The organism is Bacteroidota bacterium (genome assembly GCA_019637975.1).
Lineage (GTDB): Bacteria > Bacteroidota > Ignavibacteria > UBA10030 > UBA6906 > CAADGV01.
On the sequence record JAHBUR010000006.1, the window covers coordinates 145,130 to 163,772 of the forward strand.

The 18,643-nt window shown below is 50.8% G+C and carries 14 protein-coding genes and 1 pseudogene; 12 read left to right on the forward strand and 3 right to left on the reverse strand.

The genetic code is table 11. The annotated features are described in order from the left end of the window. The first annotated feature begins 17 nt into the window (after positions 1-17). From queA to KF749_04860, 7 genes are all read left to right on the forward strand, one after another. On the forward strand, positions 18-1,058 hold the full coding sequence (gene queA, locus KF749_04830; GenBank protein ID MBX2990480.1) for a tRNA preQ1(34) S-adenosylmethionine ribosyltransferase-isomerase QueA: 1,041 nt from the start codon (positions 18-20) through the stop codon (positions 1,056-1,058). Positions 1,059-1,074: 16 nt separating this feature from the next. After that, positions 1,075-2,382, forward strand: a complete 1,308-nt coding sequence (locus KF749_04835) for a hypothetical protein (protein MBX2990481.1) — start codon at positions 1,075-1,077, stop codon at positions 2,380-2,382. Positions 2,383-2,397: 15 nt separating this feature from the next. Next, positions 2,398-3,057, forward strand: a complete 660-nt coding sequence (locus tag KF749_04840) for a TrkA family potassium uptake protein (GenBank protein ID MBX2990482.1) — start codon at positions 2,398-2,400, stop codon at positions 3,055-3,057. Positions 3,058-3,102: 45 nt separating this feature from the next. Then, the gene (locus KF749_04845) at positions 3,103-4,941 is read left to right on the forward strand and encodes an APC family permease (GenBank protein MBX2990483.1); all 1,839 of its coding nucleotides are present in this window, start codon (positions 3,103-3,105) and stop codon (positions 4,939-4,941) included. Then, positions 4,919-5,608, forward strand: coding sequence for a 2-C-methyl-D-erythritol 4-phosphate cytidylyltransferase (gene ispD, locus KF749_04850; GenBank protein MBX2990484.1), 690 nt, complete (start codon positions 4,919-4,921; stop codon positions 5,606-5,608). Before KF749_04845 ends, ispD begins: the two co-directional genes overlap by 23 nt. Positions 5,609-5,698: 90 nt before the next feature. Beyond that, positions 5,699-6,367, forward strand: coding sequence for a glycerol-3-phosphate 1-O-acyltransferase PlsY (gene plsY / locus KF749_04855; GenBank protein MBX2990485.1), 669 nt, complete (start codon positions 5,699-5,701; stop codon positions 6,365-6,367). 72 nt (positions 6,368-6,439) lie between these two features. Further along, positions 6,440-7,441 (forward strand): NAD(P)H-dependent glycerol-3-phosphate dehydrogenase, encoded by a 1,002-nt coding sequence (locus KF749_04860; protein ID MBX2990486.1) that lies wholly within the window; start codon positions 6,440-6,442, stop codon positions 7,439-7,441. Positions 7,442-7,522: 81 nt separating this feature from the next. On the opposite strand, the gene KF749_04865 is transcribed toward KF749_04860, so the two are convergent. From KF749_04865 to KF749_04875, 3 genes are all read right to left on the reverse strand, one after another. Next, complete coding sequence (locus KF749_04865; GenBank protein MBX2990487.1) at positions 7,523-9,652, reverse strand: sodium-translocating pyrophosphatase; 2,130 nt, start codon at positions 9,650-9,652, stop codon at positions 7,523-7,525. 507 nt (positions 9,653-10,159) lie between these two features. Continuing rightward, positions 10,160-10,480 carry a hypothetical protein gene (locus KF749_04870; protein MBX2990488.1) on the reverse strand — a complete coding sequence of 107 codons (321 nt, stop codon included), beginning with the start codon at positions 10,478-10,480 and terminating at the stop codon, positions 10,160-10,162. An 81-nt stretch (positions 10,481-10,561) separates the two neighbouring features. Continuing rightward, positions 10,562-11,164 carry a DedA family protein gene (locus KF749_04875; GenBank protein MBX2990489.1) on the reverse strand — a complete coding sequence of 201 codons (603 nt, stop codon included), beginning with the start codon at positions 11,162-11,164 and terminating at the stop codon, positions 10,562-10,564. A gap of 141 nt (positions 11,165-11,305) precedes the next feature. Between KF749_04875 and KF749_04880 the strand changes: the two genes are divergently transcribed. The 5 genes and pseudogenes from KF749_04880 to KF749_04900 all read left to right on the forward strand — a co-directional run. Further along, positions 11,306-13,249, forward strand: a complete 1,944-nt coding sequence (locus KF749_04880) for a Na+/H+ antiporter NhaC family protein (protein ID MBX2990490.1) — start codon at positions 11,306-11,308, stop codon at positions 13,247-13,249. A 106-nt stretch (positions 13,250-13,355) separates the two neighbouring features. Next, a complete protein-coding gene (locus KF749_04885; protein ID MBX2990491.1) occupies positions 13,356-13,733 on the forward strand; it encodes a four helix bundle protein in 378 nt (125 codons plus the stop codon). 46 nt (positions 13,734-13,779) lie between these two features. Beyond that, entirely contained in the window at positions 13,780-15,168 is a 1,389-nt protein-coding gene (locus tag KF749_04890) for an amino acid permease (protein ID MBX2990492.1), read from the forward strand. 46 nt (positions 15,169-15,214) lie between these two features. Continuing rightward, a pseudogene (recG, locus tag KF749_04895) lies at positions 15,215-17,459 on the forward strand (ATP-dependent DNA helicase RecG). Between the two features lie 237 nt (positions 17,460-17,696). Next, on the forward strand, positions 17,697-18,643 hold a 947-nt coding region (locus KF749_04900), incomplete at its 3' end, for a D-alanine--D-alanine ligase (protein ID MBX2990493.1).

Here is an 18,643-nt window from a genome sequence, read left to right on the forward strand (position 1 = left end):
AGGAAAGAACTACAGAGATGAAACTTTCGGATTTTCGTTATCCTCTTCCCAGAAATCTCATTGCCAAATATCCGGCAAACCCGAGGGATGAATCACGGCTCATGGTGTTGAACCGCGCCGACGAGTCAATACAGGTTCATGACAAGTTTCACAAAATCACACAGTATTTCAAAAAGGGTGACTGTTTGATTGTGAATGAAACAAGGGTATTTCCTGCCCGCTTGTTCGGTCGCAAGGAGAAAACCAATGCCCGGATCGAGGTGTTCCTGTTGCGTGAGCTGAACAAGAATGAGAATATCTGGGATGTAATCGTTGATCCTGCCCGCAAAGTTCGTATCGGCAACAAGATTTTCTTCGATGAAGGAAAACTGTACTGCGAAGTTATTGACAACACGACTTCACGCGGACGAACAGTACGATTCAATGCGGAAGGTGATTTGTTCAAGATCATTGAACGGATCGGACGCATGCCGCTGCCATACTATATCAAACGCGACCCCACGGAAAAAGACAAGGAGATGTACCAGACGATTTTTGCACGGGTTACGGGGGCTGTTGCTGCACCGACGGCCGGTTTACACTTCTCGAAGCGGGTGATCGCAGCCCTGAAAAAGAAAGGCGTTCATGTTGTACCTGTTGTGCTTCACGTCGGGTTGGGGTCGTTTCGCCCGGTCGAGGTGGAAGATTTGACGAAGCATAAGATGGATTCGGAGTACTACGAAATTTCCGAGGAAACTGCCCAGATTGTCAACAAGTGCATCGACAGCAGGGGCAATGTTTTCGTTGCGGGAACAAGCACATGCAGGGCGATTGAGTCCAGCGTTACCACTGACGGGCATTTGAAAAGCAACCGCGGTTGGACGGACAAGTTCATATTTCCCCCGTATGAATTGAAAGTGACGGACCGCCTGATTACGAATTTCCATATGCCCGAATCGACGTTGCTGATGCTGGTGTCCGCTTTTGCCGGTCGTGACTTCATCATGAAGTCATACAAGCGCGCCATCAAAGAAGGGATGCGATTCTACAGCTACGGCGATGCAATGCTAATTCTGTGACCATCCCTTGAATGCAGTGAAGAAGACCCTCACACCAATTCAAGCTCTGTTTGCAGGCTTTGTCATTCTCATCTTGACCGGGGCAGTTCTTCTGCAACTGCCACTGTCCGCGGCAGAGGGACAACGAATTTCATTTCTTGATGCGCTCTTTACAGCCACTTCTGCCGTTAGCACGACCGGCCTTGCCACAGTAGATACGGGCAGCAACTATTCAGTTTTCGGCCAGGTTGTAATCCTCCTGCTGTTTCAGGTCGGTGGATTAGGCTACATGATTTTTATTGCCTTGGTTACTTTAGGTTTGGGCGCAAGGTTAACCATCACCGGAAGGATGTTGTTCTCCGAGTCCATTGCAAGGCCAAGAACTATTGAGATCAAGAGATTCATCAAAACAGTCATTGTCTTCACTGCATTCTTTGAAATATTGGGGGCTGCCGGCCTGAGTCTGGTTTTTATTCAAAGAGTTTCCTTTGGAGAAGCAGTGTACTCGGCGGTCTTCCACTCGGTGTCCGCGTTTTGTACGGCCGGGTTTTCCTTGTATGCCGACAGCTTTACGGCAAATGTCGGCAACGCTTCTGCAAATTTGATTATCGCAGTTGTCACGATAGCTGGCGGCATCGGTTTTTTTGTTTTGTACGATATTGCGAATCTTCTCCGTCGTGCCATACGACGTCAGCATCCGTTGAAACTCTCGGATCACAGCAAGCTGGTTCTTTTGGTTTCACTGGTGTTGATGGTCGGCGGCACTGTTGTTCTGTTTGTTACCGAAGGGGGTTCCGTTCTCTCCGCTTCATTTCAGGCGCTCTCTGCTTCAACGACAACAGGGTTCAACACGGTTGATATCGGCCTGCTTCATCCTCTGAGTCTCGTCTTCATCATTATTCTTATGTTTGTTGGGGCCTCTCCCGGAAGTACGGGCGGTGGTATCAAGACAACTTCACTCGGCATTATCTTCTTGTTCATCAGAAGTGTTCTCAGTAGTAATAAGGACGTCACGGCATTTCGCAGAACGATAGAAGCATCAACAGTGAACAAAGCATTGGGAATTGGCATATTGGCGACGTTGTATTTGTCGTTGCTCGTCTTCTGTTTATCCTTCTCCGAAGAGTTTTCGGTTCTGCAGATATTGTTTGAGGCGGCTTCAGCACTGGGTACTGTTGGTCTCTCGACAGGAATTACCTCCTCCCTCAGCGTCACGGGAAAAATTCTTATCATAATTACGATGCTCATCGGCCGTGTTGGGCCGCTGGCGATAGGATACTCTCTGATTGGCAAATCCGAGCCAAAAAGCTTTTCCTATCCCACGGGAAACATGATGGTCGGTTGAAGTAAAGGAGAAACAATGAAACAGTTTGTCGTTATCGGCCTGGGCACTTTTGGATACAGTCTTGCTGTCGAGATGGCAAAGCAGGGGCATCAGGTGCTGGCGATTGATTCTGATAAAGGTCTTGTGGAAGACATCAAGGATCACGTTACGGACGCCATTGTTGCAGACGCTATGGACAGGGACGCGCTTTCTGAATTTGTGAATGAAAGTTTCGATGCAGCAATTCTTGGCATGGGCGAACGCTACATGGAAGCAACGGTGATGGCAATCGTGCATCTTAAGAACATTGGTCTCCAAAACATTATTGTAAAGTCGATGAACGAGTTGCGCGGTCATGTGTTTTTGTCCGTTGGAGCCACGGAAATCATTTACCCGGAAAAGGAATCAGCATTACGGCTTGCTCGGCGGTTGACCATTCCCACACTCATTGAGCAGATTCCCCTCGCTCCCGAATACAGCATTGTTGAAGTGGCTCTTCCTGATGCATTTGTCGGCAAGTCCCTGCGTGCTCTTCGCATTCGCGAAAAATACGGCGTGACGGTGATAGCGATCAAGGACGTGTTGAAGGATACGATGACGCTCAACCCGCTGCCCGATGTGGTACTTGGCCCCGACAGCGCGCTCATCCTTATCGGTCGGCACAACGATATTGACAGCTTGAAACGGTTTGAGTGAGATGCCTGCATTCCCATTGAAACTGAACCCCGATATGTTTTGGCGATGAAATACCTGATTCTCGCTGTTCTGAACATCTCTGTCATTGCGACGTTCGTCTACCTCTCCCGTAAGAAAGGTCTCCTTTCCTACTTCAGCAATGGCCGCTGGTGGCTGACGTGGCTCTCGATTGCCGTCATCACGTTGATGGACGAGTTGACGTCAATCTTTTATGCACCCAGCGAAGCATTCCGGTTTATCGGAACCTACGCCATTGCGTTTCTCGCAATTACCTCCATACTCATGCGGTTTCTTTCTACACGCATGGTTGAAATTGCTGAGATTCTCGAACACCACAACATTCGCGGTGGCGGCGTCTATTCGTTCTCATACCTTGTTCTTGGACCCACGCTTTCCTTCATTGCTGTTGCATCAATTCTCGTCGTCTATGTTCTGACTGCCAGCATCTCTACTGTCAGCGCGGTGGAAAACGGACTGACATTTATGGAATTCTCCCACACACAGAAAATGGTTTTCAAGTTTGCAATTGTGTGGGGAATAGCGGGACTGAACATTCTCGGCATTAAGGAGAATGCCCGTTTCACCTTCGGACTGTTTTCCATTGTGGCCGTTGTATTACTCAGCCTGCTCGCCTCAGGGCTGTACGAATCAACTCCCGAATCCTGGCAGAGGATCGGTCAGAGTTACTCGACCTCTTTTTTTGAGATTGGTGAAGTCGGCGTTCTTGGAGGGTTTGCGTTTATCATTATCAGCATTTCGGGTTGTATTCTTGCCTATTCCGGAATAGAGTCCGTTGTGCAGATTGCGGGTCTCGTGAAAAGCTGGAAAGAGATCAGTAAGGCATACATCTTTCTTGCCATAACCACAGGAATTTTTACGCCACTGCTTTCCTCGCTTGTCCTGACTTCAGGGCTTGATCCTGCAGTTCATGAAACGGACCTCATTACCCAATACGCCGCTGCCATCAACGGCATACCGTTCGGCGTTCTCGTTGGCGTTATTGCGAGCATTGCCCTCGTCATGGCCGTGAATACGGCTTTTGTCGCGTCAAGTGAATTGATGGAGCGTGTGGCGCATCGTTACGATTTCCATTGGATCATCAAGACAAACAGGCGACAATCGCTCTACCGGATTCACGTTCTAAGCGCAATCTTCTTTTCCGTCATCATCCTGATTACAGAGGGTGAGCAGAAGACTCTGGCTGAAATGTACGCTCTCTCACTTGTTGCCAGTTTCGTTATTAATATGGGAAGTCTGCTCTTCTACCGCTATTTCAAGGGGACGAAGGAGATTCGTGAATACAATACGTCCCGATTCGGCACGCTTATCCTGTTCGTTATCCTGGCGAGTTGTTTTGCATATCTCGCGTTCACAAGACCCTACGGTGTAGGATTGTGGGCAGGAGCAACAGTGTTCTTTTTAGTAGTCGGATTGTTTGTTGCAAAGAAGCGGCCTCCCGAGAAGAAAGTCATCGAGGAAACCGATACTCCCATGGAAATGATTCTCCATCTCGCAGAGGCGCCGGGCGACAAGATTGACGTGTATTTCAAAAGACCCCTGGAGGAAGGCGGGACGCCCGATCCATCAGTGGCGTATATCAGTTTCTACTCACCACGGGCAGGAGTCCCCCCCCGCGTTGCTCCAAACCATTTCCGGTTTGTGCAAAGCGGACAGACTCTGTACGATAGTATTGAGGAATTGTTGTATGTGTTCAAGTACGAACTGCCGCACAAACATATCACATTCCATTTTGGATGGCCGCTATCGTCCTGGATTGACCGCATCTCCATAGGCGTGATGGTATTCAGTATCATGAAACTGCCGAAGGAATTTCCGGAATTCAACTTCTCGATCGACTACTATGGCAAGAAGAAAGACTCTTAGAGTCGGGGTTGTGATTCCGGCCGGAGGAAGCGGCCGTCGCATGGGAAGTGATATCCCCAAACAGTTCATGCTTCTCGCGGGAAAGCCCGTTCTGTATCATTCCGTCCGGGTGTTTGACTTCCATCCTCTTATCGACGAGATTGTTGTGGTTGTTCCTGATAATCAGGTGATGGTGGCAGAGAGACTTGTGACGAATGCCCGGTTCAAGAAGGTGTCTCATGTTGTTGTTGGGGGAACCGAGCGACAGTTTTCGGTTCGCAACGGATTGCTTGCGTTCGTTGAAGAGCCGGATATTGTTCTTGTTCACGATGCCGTCAGGCCTTTGGTGTCGCGTGACGTGATTACCAATGTCATCGACGCAAGTCGGAAATACAAAGCGGCAGTTGTTGGCGTGCCTGTCAAGGATACCATCAAGGTTGAAACTGATGGTTTCTATAAGAAGACTCTTGACCGGAGCAGACTTTGGGCCGTCCAAACGCCGCAAGGTTTCCGGTACAAAATTCTGATGCGGGCGCATCTTGCTGCCCAACGGAACGCCTTTCTGGGCACCGATGAGTCTTCGTTGGTCGAGCGGCTGAAGATTCCCGTCAAAGTAGTTCCGGGTGATCCTGATAATATCAAGATCACCACAAAGGGTGATCTGAAATTTGCGGAATTCCTTCTGTAATGATGAATTTCTTATCGCTGGATCTCCTATTGCAACTCGGCAGAGCATTGTCTATATTCTAACACCTTTTTTTACAACTCTAAATTCTGAATGATTCCCATTACAATAATTGCAATCTTGAGCTATCTCGTCGGCTCGATTCCGACGGCAATTATCGTTGCAAAATCACGCAAAGGCATCGACATCCGCCAGCATGGCAGCGGCAATGCGGGAGGTACCAACGTCATCCGCGTACTGGGTTGGAAAACCGGTGTGTTTGTGATCGTCTGTGATATGGCCAAGGGGCTCTTTGCCACAATGGTTGTTTCGCGACTCCTGTTCGTTCTTCCGTTTGCAAGCAATCCGCCGTTCGATGATTTTACGGTTGTTCAGATTATCGCCGGTTGTGTTGCCATGCTCGGACATATTTGGACTCTGTTCGCCGGATTCAAGGGGGGCAAGGGTATCGCTACCGCCGGCGGCATGTTGATCGGGGTTGCCCCCGTTGAAGTTGCCGTATCGCTTGGCGTATTTATGATTGTTTTTCTGATTTCTCATTATGTATCGCTGGGTTCGTTGACCGCCGCAACGACATTTCCCGTTACCATGTTCTTGCGCGAGAATGTATTCATGGTTGATATTCAGGGGTATCATACACTCATATGGTTCAGCATAGGTGTTTCCCTGCTCATTATCTACACGCATCGCTCGAACGTGCAGCGGTTGCTGAGGGGTACGGAAAACAGAATCGCCCGGATACCTGTTTTCAACCGTCGTTGAGAGTTGTCACTTCTTCCGGGGAACGCATGAGTTCCCCTTTTTCTTCGTTCACAAGTTCAGTAGTCCCGCGTCATGCGTATTACCGTCCTCGGAGCCGGTAGTTGGGGAACAGCCCTCTCCATCATCCTTGCCAGCAACGACCATCATGTTGCACTGTGGTCGCATAAGGAAGAATACACAGACGATATTCTTTCGAAACGCGAAAACCCCTCGTTCCTTCCCGGGATTTCCATCCCCCAAGGTATTGAAGCAACAAGCGATCTGGATCGTGCAGTAGAAGGCTGTGAGATGATCGTGACGGCCGTGCCTTCGCAATTTGTTCGCAGTGTTGTGCAGCGACTGCACAATATACCTTTTGACAAACTGATTTTTGTCAATGTCGCGAAAGGAATAGAAGTCGGTTCGCTGATGACGATGTCCCGTGTGTTACAGGACATATTGCCCGGAGTTCAGCCGGCCAATATCTCCACGCTTTCCGGTCCGAGCCACGCCGAAGAAGTGAGCAGGCAGATCCCGACCACGGTCGTTGCCGCATCCGAGAGTGTGGAAACCGCAAAGCTTGTACAGAAGACGTTCATGACGCCCACATTCAGAGTCTACGCAAGCACCGACCTCAAAGGCGTCGAGCTTGGCGGCTCGCTCAAGAACGTGATAGCTATAGCAGCCGGTATCGTGGATGGAGCAAAACTCGGTGACAACACAAAGGCAGCCTTGATGACCCGGGGAATTGCAGAAATCACCCGCATTGGCGTTGCATTGGGCGCGCATGTCCAGACATTTGCCGGACTCTCAGGAATCGGTGATCTGATGGTGACGTGCATGAGCCGGCACAGCCGCAACCGACACGTCGGGGTCGAGATTGGGAAGGGGAGAAAGCTTGATGACATTCTGAAGGAGATGGTGATGGTTGCAGAAGGTGTCGAGACGACGAAGTCGGCAAATGCGCTTGCACAGAAAGTCGGTGTTGAAGTTCCCATTTGTGCGGAAGTACATAAGATGCTGTTCGAAGGGAAAGACCCAAGGCAATCAACATACGATTTGATGACGAGGGGGGCCAAGGGGGAGGTGTATTGAGAAGTTGTGGAGTGTATCAAGAAAGGAAATCCCGCCCAACCGGTTAGTTGAGCGGGATTTTTCATTCGCATCAGATGAAGGTCACACCAGCAGCGGCGCAATCACGAGTGAAACAACGGACATAAGCTTGATCAAGATGTTCATTGCCGGGCCGGAAGTATCCTTGAACGGATCTCCAACCGTATCGCCGACAACGGCGGCTTTGTGAGCATCCGTTCCTTTCTTCTCCCCTTCAACTTCTCCCTTTTCAATAGCTTTTTTGGCATTGTCCCATGCACCGCCTGCGTTTGCCATCATGAGAGCGAGCAAAACCCCCGCGACAGTTGCTCCAGCCAACATTCCACCGAGTGCGGCAGGTCCGAGCAAGAATCCAACGATAACAGGAGCAAGAACAGCTGTAATGCCGGGCAGTACCATTTCCCGCAAAGCAGCTGTGGTTGAAATATCGACGCAACGGGCCGCATCAGGCTTTACGCCGGGCTTTCCCTCGAGCAGGCCCGGAATTTCCCTGAACTGACGACGGATCTCATCAACCATTTTACTCGCGGCGCGTCCGACTGACGTCATGGTAAGCGCTCCAATGAAGAACGGTAACACGCCGCCAATGAAGAGACCAATCACGACGGCGGGATTTGTTACGATAATCTGCAGCGGTGTTTCGCCCTCGCCGATCAGTGTAGCGTAGCGCTTCCATTCGCCGATCGGTTCAATTCCCGCGGCAAGCATTTCCGACAGCTTTGTTCCGATGGATGCGGATACAGCCTGCGAGTACGCTGCAAACAATGCCAGTGCCGTCAAAGCTGCAGAACCGATGGCAAACCCCTTCCCGATTGCAGCGGTTGTGTTTCCGAGAGCGTCAAGTCCATCAGTAATCTTGCGAACGTCGGGGCCCAATCCTGACATTTCCGAGATACCGCCCGCATTATCAGCAATGGGGCCGTAGGCGTCAACTGACATTGTTATGCCGACTGTCGCGAGCATTCCAACAGCCGCAATGCCAATGCCGTACAATCCGGCAACATCATTTGAAATGAAGATTGCGAGACAGATGGCGAGTACCGGCAGGGCGGTTGATTCCAACCCGACCGCCAGGCCGCTGATGATATTGGTTGCAGAACCCGTTTTGCTTGCCTCAGTGATGCGCCTGATGGGTCCCATTGATGTGTAGAACTCGGTGATCAGTCCAATCGCAATTCCAGCAAACGTTCCGAAAAACACCGCCCAAAATACGTTGTTGCTTACGTCATAAGTGCTGACGAGACCATACGCTCCGGCGAGAAACAATCCTGCTGCGATGAATGTGGAATAGCGCAGGGCTGCTGCGGGGGAGAACTGTTTCAGAATCTTCATCGATCCGATACCGATGAATGAAGCGATCAAGCCGATAACCGCAAGAACAATCGGCATTGCCATGAGGATGCCCTTGATGCTTGCATCTGCAACGTCGGCGTGAGCCTTGAGTTGTGCGAGCCCTTCCGGAAGAAGAGTCGCTCCGATAGCAATGGTTGCAACCATCGAGCCGACGTACGATTCGAAGATATCTGCGCCCATTCCCGCCACATCTCCCACATTATCCCCCACATTGTCCGCGATAACGCCCGGATTGCGCGGGTCATCTTCGGGGATGTTGGCTTCAACTTTTCCGACCAAATCGGCACCGACGTCGGCAGCCTTTGTGTAAATGCCGCCTCCGACACGGGCAAACAACGCAATGGAGCTGGCGCCCATCGCAAATCCGTTGATAATGTTGGCCGTTTCAGGACTTCCATACATCATGAAGAAAATCCCGACGCCGATAAGTCCGAGGCTCGCAACGCTCACACCCATGACGGCACCGCCGTTGAACGCCGTCAGCAGAGCCTTGCCCTGTCCGTGTTCCTTTGCCGCCTGCGCAGTCCGCACATTCGCTTTGGTTGCAGCCTGCATTCCAAAAAAGCCTGCCAGAATTGAACAGAGGGCGCCGCTGACAAATGCAACGGCTGTTGCCGGCTGGAGAAAGAACCCGAGCAACAACGCAACAACGGTGATGAAGAATGCGAGAACTACGTACTCACGCTTGAGGAAGGCCATTGCGCCGACGTGAATCTGGGCGGCAATATCCTGCATGAGTTCGCTTCCGGCAGATTGTCGCTTCAACGAGAAGTAGATGCCGAATGCGACGAGCAACCCGACTGCGCCCACAACGGGTGATAGCTGGGTAAGCATTTCCATAGAGAGGGTACTCCTTCAGTTTAACGGTTATTGATGTTATTTATTGACGTACAAAATCGATCTTGAGCAGTAGCTGCACGTTTTCGATGACTCGGAGAATTATGAAAGGGGATTGAAGCCGACCGGAGCGGGCTTTGGTTGACCAGAAATTCGAACCAAATATAGCCAATTTCTGCAATTCTTTCTACAAAAATCTCATCTTGAGAGGTGAAAAAAACAAGCCCCTCTTCCGTCCATTGACAGAAGAGGGGCTCCGGCCCGGATCCGTCTGATTAGTCCAGAAGCTGCTTCAACACAAGCAATAAGGCCGTCAACCCGATGATGAATCCAAAAATGCCCGCTGCAACTTTCCAGCCCGGTTGGGCCTTTTCCTGCTTACTCTGTTCTTGATGCATGCTGTTAACCTTCCATGTTCGTTGAGAGAATGGATAGATGCACGACTCGCGTCATCACAGAGGTATATCTGCGGACACGAGAGCGTGTAGTGAACGAACTGCAGACAGGTCGCTACAGATGCGAGCTGGTTGTTTGAGTATAGACGAGATGGGAAGAAAGTGGGCTGACGTTCGGCGAGAATACAGGCGGATGGTAACGCCTCAGCAGTGAAAGAGAATCATCGGTTTTCTGACAGAGAGAAACTCCCCGATCGTGTTCCGGATCAACGGCAGGCTTGACCGGCTGCCAGGCATTTGTGAGAATGTATTCCTGAAGATCCAAATATTGCAGTTGCGGCTGTTGGCCGGCGCCTTCTCCCTCAAGAAATGCAGGAGAGATTCCGTGAAGAAGAACCAAGACGATGATAGCGAAAGAAGCGGTTGCCCGCGACATGAACATCCTTTAGAAAAGGTCAGCAACTATGGAAATTTTATCAGAAAAGACATCCGGCAAATGAAACGATCATTAAAATATCTACAAGATGTACTTCACCGTAAGAATGCCGAGTATGAACAAGATTCCGAGTGCCAGAGTTAGGCGCTCAAGATACTTGTCGAGATACTCTTTCATTTTCGGACCGAAGAAGTACAATGCGCAGCCAACCGCCAAGAACCTTGAAGCTCGGCCCACAAGGGAAGCCAAAGCGAGTGTCACCAAATCAATCGTCTGATTGAACCCCGCGGCTATTGTAAACACCTTGTAGGGAATGGGGGTGAAACCCGCAAAGATTATTGCAGTCCAAGCATTATCTCGGTAGTAACCCAAGACGGATTGAAACTTGTCATGAAAGCCGTAGAAGTCGACTATTCTTGATCCGATTGTTTCGAAGAAGGCATAGCCGATATAGTATCCGAGAAACGCCCCCGACACAGATCCGAGCGTGCAGATGAGAGCATACCAAAAAGCTCTCTTCGGCTGTGCAACGCCCAACGCAATCAACAACACATCGGGAGGAATGGGGAAGAACGACGATTCGACGAATGCAATGATGAAAAGCGCCCACGTTGCATACGGCTTCGCGGCAAAGCCTTCAACCCAGGCTTTGAGTTTGTACAGCAGTTCGGAAATCTTCTTCAAATGCTCCCCTTGATCGGTAAAATTGGTTTATGAAGATAACGAAAACGCAGCGGCGATTCAAGGCTTGCGAGTGACGCAAAAAGCCTCTATCTTGACGACGACCTTCCGCATACTATTCATCACCCATAAACAGGAGCGTGCTTGACCAGAGTTCTCTCTCTTTTCGCCCTTGTTCTCTTCCCGGGGACGTTACTTGTTGCCGAACCGGATTCGTTGCCCGTAACGTTCGAAATCAAGACGCCGTCAGTTGTTCTGACCGGTGTCGGCTTCACTCTTGAGGTGATTGCCAAGGACCCGGCAGGAAATGTGTACGCCGGGTTCAACGAACCGGCACAACTTCACGGAGTTGTTCCAACCTTCGGTTCCGACAAAGAAACAGATATCACCTTCTCCGAAGGAAAGCTGGTGGTGGAAGATGTGACAATTGCCGTATCCGGACGGCATACGATTTCGGTGTCCACTCAAAACATCAAGGCAGAGGCAGCACTCAGAGCCGTTCCGGGTTTCCTGAGTATCCTGCCTCCTCTCATTGCGATTGTTCTCGCGCTGGCGTTGCGACAGGTTGTGATCTCGCTGTTTGCCGGGATCTACTTGGGCGCGGTCTTTATTTACGACTTCAACGTCATCGGTGCGGCCTTCCGGGTTGTGGATCATTTCGTCGTGAAAGCACTGTCTGAACCCAGTCACGTGCAAATCATCGTCTTCAGCATGTTGTTCGGAGGGATGGTGGGGGTGATTTCCAAAAATGGCGGAACGGTGGGCATTGCCAATGTGATTACCCGCTATGCCCGGAATGCCCGGGGCGGTCAACTCGCAACGTTGTTCATGGCATTTGTCATTTTCTTTGATGACTACGCGAACTGCCTCATCCGGGGCAACCTCATGCGGCCGATTACCGACAAGCTCAGAATTTCGCGTGAAAAGCTTTCGTTTATCGTGGATGCCGGCGCGGCAACGGTGGCCAGCATCATGATTATCTCCACCTGGATCGGATACGAAGTCGGCCTCATCGAGCAGGGGTTGAAGATGATCAACTCGTCAGAAGACGCGTATGCCGTGTTTCTGCAAACAATTCCCTTCAGATTCTATCCGATCTTCACACTTGTCCTCGTGTTTCTTGTCGGTTTCATGGGGAGAGATTTCGGGCCGATGCTTACGGCCGAACGCAGGGCCAGAACGTCGGGCAAAGTCATACGGGATGACTCGCATCCCGCTACCGATCTGACCGAGTCTGCCACATTTGTTGCTTCCGACGATACTCCGGCACGATGGTATAACGGGTTCCTGCCGATTCTTGCAGTATTGATTGTCGGGCTGTACGGACTGTATACAACGGGCACTGCAGCGTTAGCGGTGGACGGAAAGACATCATACGGTATCGGGGAAATCATCAGCAAGTCGGACTCATACTCGGCACTCTTGTGGGCATCGCTTGCAGGTTGTTTCGTGGCAATCTTCCTGTCAGTCTCGCAACGGATTATGAAACTCGGTGAGGCAATTGACGCCTGGTCCAACGGAATAAAGTCCATGCTTCTTGCCATGCTGATTCTCATTCTTGCCTGGTCCATCGGGTCTGTTACTGAAGAACTGCATACTGCCGGCTACCTCGTTCAGATTCTTCGGGGAACGATAGCGCCCCATTGGCTTCCGGTGCTTGTATTTTTGATCGCAGCGCTTATTAGTTTTTCAACAGGCACGAGTTGGGGAACGATGGCTATTATGATGCCGCTGGTGATACCGTTGGGCAGCACGTTGAGTATTGATGCAGGCCTCCCGGGTACGGATCAGATCATCATTCTGCACGGTGTCATCAGTTCGGTGCTGGCGGGAGCCGTGTTCGGCGATCATTGTTCGCCCATTTCCGACACAACAATCCTGAGCTCGATGGCTTCAGCGTGTGATCATATTGACCACGTACGCACGCAGCTTCCGTATGCCGTTCTTGCCGCAGTCGTTGGCATGTTGGTTGGTGATATCCCGACAGCATACGGCGTATCTCCCTGGATCTCGATTGCTGCCGGAACAATCATTCTCATTCTCATTATGAGATTTGTGGGGAAGAAGGTTGAGAGTGTGAGAGTGTGAGAAGGTGTGAGTGTGTGAGAAGGTGTGAGTGTGTGAGAAGGTGTGAGTGTGTGAGTTGTGTGTCCGACCTAAATCAAACAACTACAGCTTGTCAAAGGAGGTCGAAATGAAGAACAGGATTCAGACGCATAAGGATCTTGATGTTTATCGGATGGCATTCGAGTCGGCAATGGAAATCTTTGAAATGACAAAGAGATTCCCCAAGGAAGAGACTTATTCTCTTGTCGATCAGATCCGTCGTTCCTCCCGGTCGGTGTGTGCGAATACCGCTGAAGGTTTTCGGAAGCGACTCTATCCGGCAGCTTTCGTTCACAAGCTCTCCGATGCCGACGGTGAAGCGGCCGAGACTCAAGTATGGCTCGATTTTTCAGTAGCCTGCAAATATGTCAGAGAAGAACAAGTCGAGAAGCTCTACACCGCACACGACCATATCGAAGGAAAGCTGGTTCGCATGATGCAACCTCCAGAGCAATGGAAAGTGTAACCGGGAATCACACACTCTCACTCTCCCACCCCTCACACACTCTTACATGAGCAACTCACCCGAAAAACCCCAACTCCTCCGCGCCCTCGGACTTCGAGAAGGGATCGCCATTCACGTCGGCTGCATTATCGGCTCCGGTATTTTCCTCAAGCCTGCCGTGATTGCGGGCTACCTTGAAGCTACCGGCCCAATCCTTTTAGTATGGATTGTTGCGGGTCTCCTCTCACTTTTTGGAGCGTTGTCGATTGCAGAACTCAGCGCGGTTCTTCCGCAAACAGGCGGGCCGTATGTGTATTTGCGCGAGAGCTTCGGGAAGGTGTGGGGCTTTCTGTTCAGTTGGAATGATTTCTTCATCAACAAGGCGGGTTCGGTTGCTGCCATCTCGATCGCCTTTACGACGTACGCCGGGCATTTCTTCCCTGCTCTGAGTCCCGAACACGCCTTCTTGAGAACACAATGGATGCTATTCGATCAGCCGATGCCGTTTGTTGTCGGCTGGAATCAGATTGTCGCGCTTTGTCTCATCGCTCTGGTCACCATCATCAATATTCGGGGCGTACAGTTCGGAGGCTGGGTGATGAACATCTTCACGGCGGCAAAAGTCTTCGCCCTTGTCGGGCTGACGTTCGCTGTTGCGTTATCTGGAAAGGGAAGCAGTTCGAACTTCCTCCCCTGGTGGCCGGAAGAAATGTCCTGGAATTATCTCTCGGCATTCGGACTCGCGCTTACCTCGGCGCTGTGGGCGTACGACGGCTGGCTGACTGTTACGCTGAACTCGGGCGAGTTTCGCAATCCCAAACGTGATCTTCCTATCTCTCTCATTGCCGGTACGCTGATCGTGATCGGTGTGTATCTTGCTGCAAATCTTGCCTTTGCATACATCGTTCCCGTTCCGCAAATGTCCGGTTCACCACGCATCGCTGCGGATGTTGCCGCAATTGTGCTCGGCCCTATCGGTGCATCGCTGATCATTCTCGGTATCATGGCGTCAACATTCGGCGCAACCAACGGCCAACTGCTTGCGGGCCCGCGCACACTCTACGCCGGTGGAAAGGACGGAGTGTTCCCGCATGTCTTCGGCAAGGTTCATCCCCGCTATCATAGTCCGTACGTCGCAATCCTCACTCTCGGCGTGTGGGGGATGATTCTCACATTCAGCGGCACGTTCGATCAAATCACGAATTTCGTCGTCTTCACGTCGTGGGGATTTTACGCACTCTCTGCTCTTGCGGTGATTGTGTTGAGAAGAAAGATGCCCGACGCCGACCGTCCGTACAAAGCATGGGGTTATCCGTATGCAACGCTGGCGTTCGTTGCCGTGACGCTCTGGTTCCTCTGGAATGTTGCGGTGAACGAGACACGGGATGCAATGATCGGGATCGGGTTGTTGTTGATCTCTCTTCCGTTGTACAAGTACTGGACGAGGAGACAGTAGCCCGCGTTTGTTGCAATAATCTGGCCTTCCTCATACCTTTTGTATCATGAATCCACCCTCGATTCTTTCACAACCTGTCCAATACGTCAAAGGTATCGGCGAGCGTCGTGCCGACGTACTGAAAAAATTCGGCGTTTCTACCGTTCACGATCTCCTCTTCTACGTCCCGCGTCGATATCTCGACCGGACTTCCGTCGTTACGATTGCACAACTTCGCCAAACATACTTCAGGCCGGTGAATCGTGAAGAGGAATCGCTTAATGTCAAGAAGGACTATACTGTCGTTGGCGACATCCGTTCCTTTCGTGTGATGGGTGTGGGGAAGAAGGCGAGGTTTGTCCTGATTCTCGGTGACGCAACAGGGACAATGCAATGTGTCTGGTTCGGCGGCGTGAACTATTGGAAGACTCGATTCGCTATCGGTGAAGTGCTGGCTGTTTCAGGCCAGCCGACGGCATTCGGCGGCAACCTCCAATTCGTTCATCCCGACATTGACAAGATTGCTGAGAAACCGCTGCTCGAAGAAAAGGATGAGCCGATTGATTGGACGAAGACGCTCAACACAGGCGGGCTCGTTCCGCTCTACCCCTCGGGTAAGGAACTTGAACGGGTTGGGTTGGATAGCAGCGGATTCCGCCGCATCATCGGCAACACAATTCGCCAATACGTTGATCGAATCGATGAAACTCTGCCACGATCTCTTCTCGAACTGCAACGTCTGCTTCCGCTCGGCACCGCACTGCAGAATGTCCACTTCCCGCAGGCGACATCCACCTTGTCGGAAAGTCTTCGTCGCTTGAAATATGAGGAATTCTTCTACTTTCAAATAAAATTAGCCCTCAAACGGCAGGGCGTGAAAACCGACACGCACGGCATAGCGTTCAACATACACAGCAAACTGGCGCGGCAGCTTGTGGACTCTCTTCCCTTCAAACTCACACAAGCACAAATCCGTGTTATCAAGGAAATCACGTCGGACATGGAATCGCCGAAGCCAATGAACCGGCTACTGCAAGGAGACGTCGGAAGCGGAAAAACGGTTGTTGCACTTGTTTCCATGTTGATTGCTGTGGAGAACGGCTATCAATCCGTGTTTATGGCGCCGACGGAAATTCTTGCCGAGCAGCACTACAAGACCATGGCATCATTGCTGCAAGGAATAGATGTCAACGTGCGGCTGCTTGTCGGTGCGCAGAGAACGAAGCTACGCCGCGACATTCTTGATGATGTCGGACGTGGCACAGCGCAGATTGTTGTCGGTACTCACGCATTGTTTGAGAGGGATGTGGAATTTGCCAATCTCGGCTATGTTGTAATTGACGAACAACATCGGTTCGGAGTTCTGCAACGGCAATCTTTGCAGAAGAAAGGGAGAAATCCCGATGTGCTTGTGATGACCGCAACACCAATTCCCCGCACACTTTCATTGACGCTTTATGGCGACCTTGACGTTTCAGTAATCAATGAATTACCGAAAGATCGGAAACCTATTAAAACAGTTCTCCATTATGAAGAAGAGAAACAGTCCGTCTTCACGTTCGTGCGCGAGCAGATTCGTCAGGGAAGGCAGGCGTATTTCGTCTATCCGCTGATTGAGGAATCGGAAAAAGTCGATCTCAAAGCGGCGACGGTTCATTGTGAAGAATTGCAGGCGAAGGTGTTTCCCGACCTTCGCCTCGGTTTGCTGCACGGCAGACTTTCGAGTGAAGAGAAGGATGGCGTGATGCGGCAATTCAAGAATCGTGAACTCGATATCCTCGTCGCAACGACGGTGATTGAAGTCGGTATTGATGTGCCGAATGCTTCGATGATGGTGATTGAGAATGCAGAACGGTTCGGACTCTCACAACTGCATCAACTGCGCGGACGCGTGGGAAGAGGAAGCGAACAATCGTATTGCATTCTTCTTTCAAAGAAATGGATTGCTGCAATAGCAAACCGGCTCAAGGGTGATCCGGTTCAATGGCAGGAATCTCTTGACGAGCAGCGCCTCGCGGAACGCCGACTTGCAACGATGGTGCAAACGCATGACGGGTTCAAGATTGCGGAAGTCGATTTGCAGTTACGCGGTCCCGGTGATTTCTTCGGTACGCGTCAAAGTGGTTTGCCCGAGTTCAAGGTTGCGGATATACTTGCCGATTCTCAACTGCTTGACGAAGCACGGCGTGACGCGTTCGCAATCATCGAGCGTGATCCTCAACTTAAACTACCCGAACATCAACCCATCAAAGAACATCTTCTCTCGCTTCATCGTGATGCGTTCGCTCTCATGCGCGTCGCGTAATGCATGACGAATCCTCTATCTAACTTTTTTCAAATCATGTCAAGAGAAATCGTTCGCACCAGAAGATTTTTTTGCGAATGAATGTCAAGACGCATCTTGTCAGTTGGCATGAGAAATTTTTCAGAAAATGCAGTTTTTCCTTGACAACGTTGCAGATTTGTTTATATTACTCACAAGTAATTGTTGTTCAACTTCTTAAGGAGAGTTTCTGGAACCTGTACATGAAAAGCTTTCGCACAGCCCGATGACAGTGGCACTCATCTACAATTTGAAAGCGGAAGCACTCTCTCATCTCTCACACGATGACGACGGCCAGCAACTCTCTTCTCCAAACACATCTCCTTCCGATTCCGCGCTCGACCTTCGCAAGCGTCATAAAGAAAAAGATATGTACGCCGAATGGGACACGGAAGAAACCGTGAACGCCGTCCGTGATGCAATTGCCGAGCGATACAAAGTGACAATGATCGAGGCAAACGAGCAAGCGTATTCCAAACTGATTACGGTACGGCCCGATTTTGTATTCAACATCGCCGAGGGGCTGCACGGAGTTTCCCGCGAAGCCCAGATACCGGCGATGCTTGAGATGTTACGGATACCGTATCTGGGTTCAGACCCTTTGACGTTGGGGATTTGTCTCGACAAAGCTCGGGCAAAAGAGATTCTCTCCTATCACAAAATCCCGACAGCAGGCTTCACCGTCATCAGTTCCATGGGACAGTTCGAGGATGTGCGGCTGAAGTTTCCGGCTATCGTTAAGCCGCTGCACGAGGGGTCGAGTAAAGGGATATACAACTCGTGCGTTGTTCGCAACCCCGACGAACTTGCCAACGAAGTCAAGATCATACTCGACACGTACAACGAGCCTGCACTTGTCGAAGATTTTCTGCCGGGACGAGAATTTACGGTTGCTATGCTCGGAAACGGCGACGACGTGCAGGTTCTGCCCATTGTCGAACTCAAGTTTGACGCCCTTCCTCCCGGCGTCAATCCCATCTACTCCTATGAAGCCAAATGGATTTGGGATCAGCGTGACACACCGCTGGATGTCTTCGAGTGTCCGGCACAAATTGACGATGCTCTAACTCATGAAATATCAAGGATTTGCAGGGATGCCTACCGTGTATTGAATTGTAAGGATTGGTCTCGGATCGATGTCCGGTTGGATTCTCATGGTCGTCCCAACATTCT

Bases quoted from the DNA above. Each gene is read 5' to 3' on its own strand.
- queA (MBX2990480.1), top strand. From the start codon at position 18: ATGAAACTTTCGGATTTTCGTTATCCTCTTCCCAGAAATCTCATTGCC.
- KF749_04840 (MBX2990482.1), top strand. From the start codon at position 2,398: ATGAAACAGTTTGTCGTTATCGGCCTGGGCACTTTTGGATACAGTCTT.
- KF749_04845 (MBX2990483.1), top strand. From the start codon at position 3,103: ATGAAATACCTGATTCTCGCTGTTCTGAACATCTCTGTCATTGCGACG.
- ispD (MBX2990484.1), top strand. From the start codon at position 4,919: ATGGCAAGAAGAAAGACTCTTAGAGTCGGGGTTGTGATTCCGGCCGGA.
- plsY (MBX2990485.1), top strand. From the start codon at position 5,699: ATGATTCCCATTACAATAATTGCAATCTTGAGCTATCTCGTCGGCTCG.
- KF749_04860 (MBX2990486.1), top strand. From the start codon at position 6,440: ATGCGTATTACCGTCCTCGGAGCCGGTAGTTGGGGAACAGCCCTCTCC.
- KF749_04865 (MBX2990487.1), bottom strand. From the start codon at position 9,652: ATGGAAATGCTTACCCAGCTATCACCCGTTGTGGGCGCAGTCGGGTTG.
- KF749_04870 (MBX2990488.1), bottom strand. From the start codon at position 10,480: ATGTCGCGGGCAACCGCTTCTTTCGCTATCATCGTCTTGGTTCTTCTT.
- KF749_04885 (MBX2990491.1), top strand. From the start codon at position 13,356: ATGAAGAACAGGATTCAGACGCATAAGGATCTTGATGTTTATCGGATG.
- KF749_04890 (MBX2990492.1), top strand. From the start codon at position 13,780: ATGAGCAACTCACCCGAAAAACCCCAACTCCTCCGCGCCCTCGGACTT.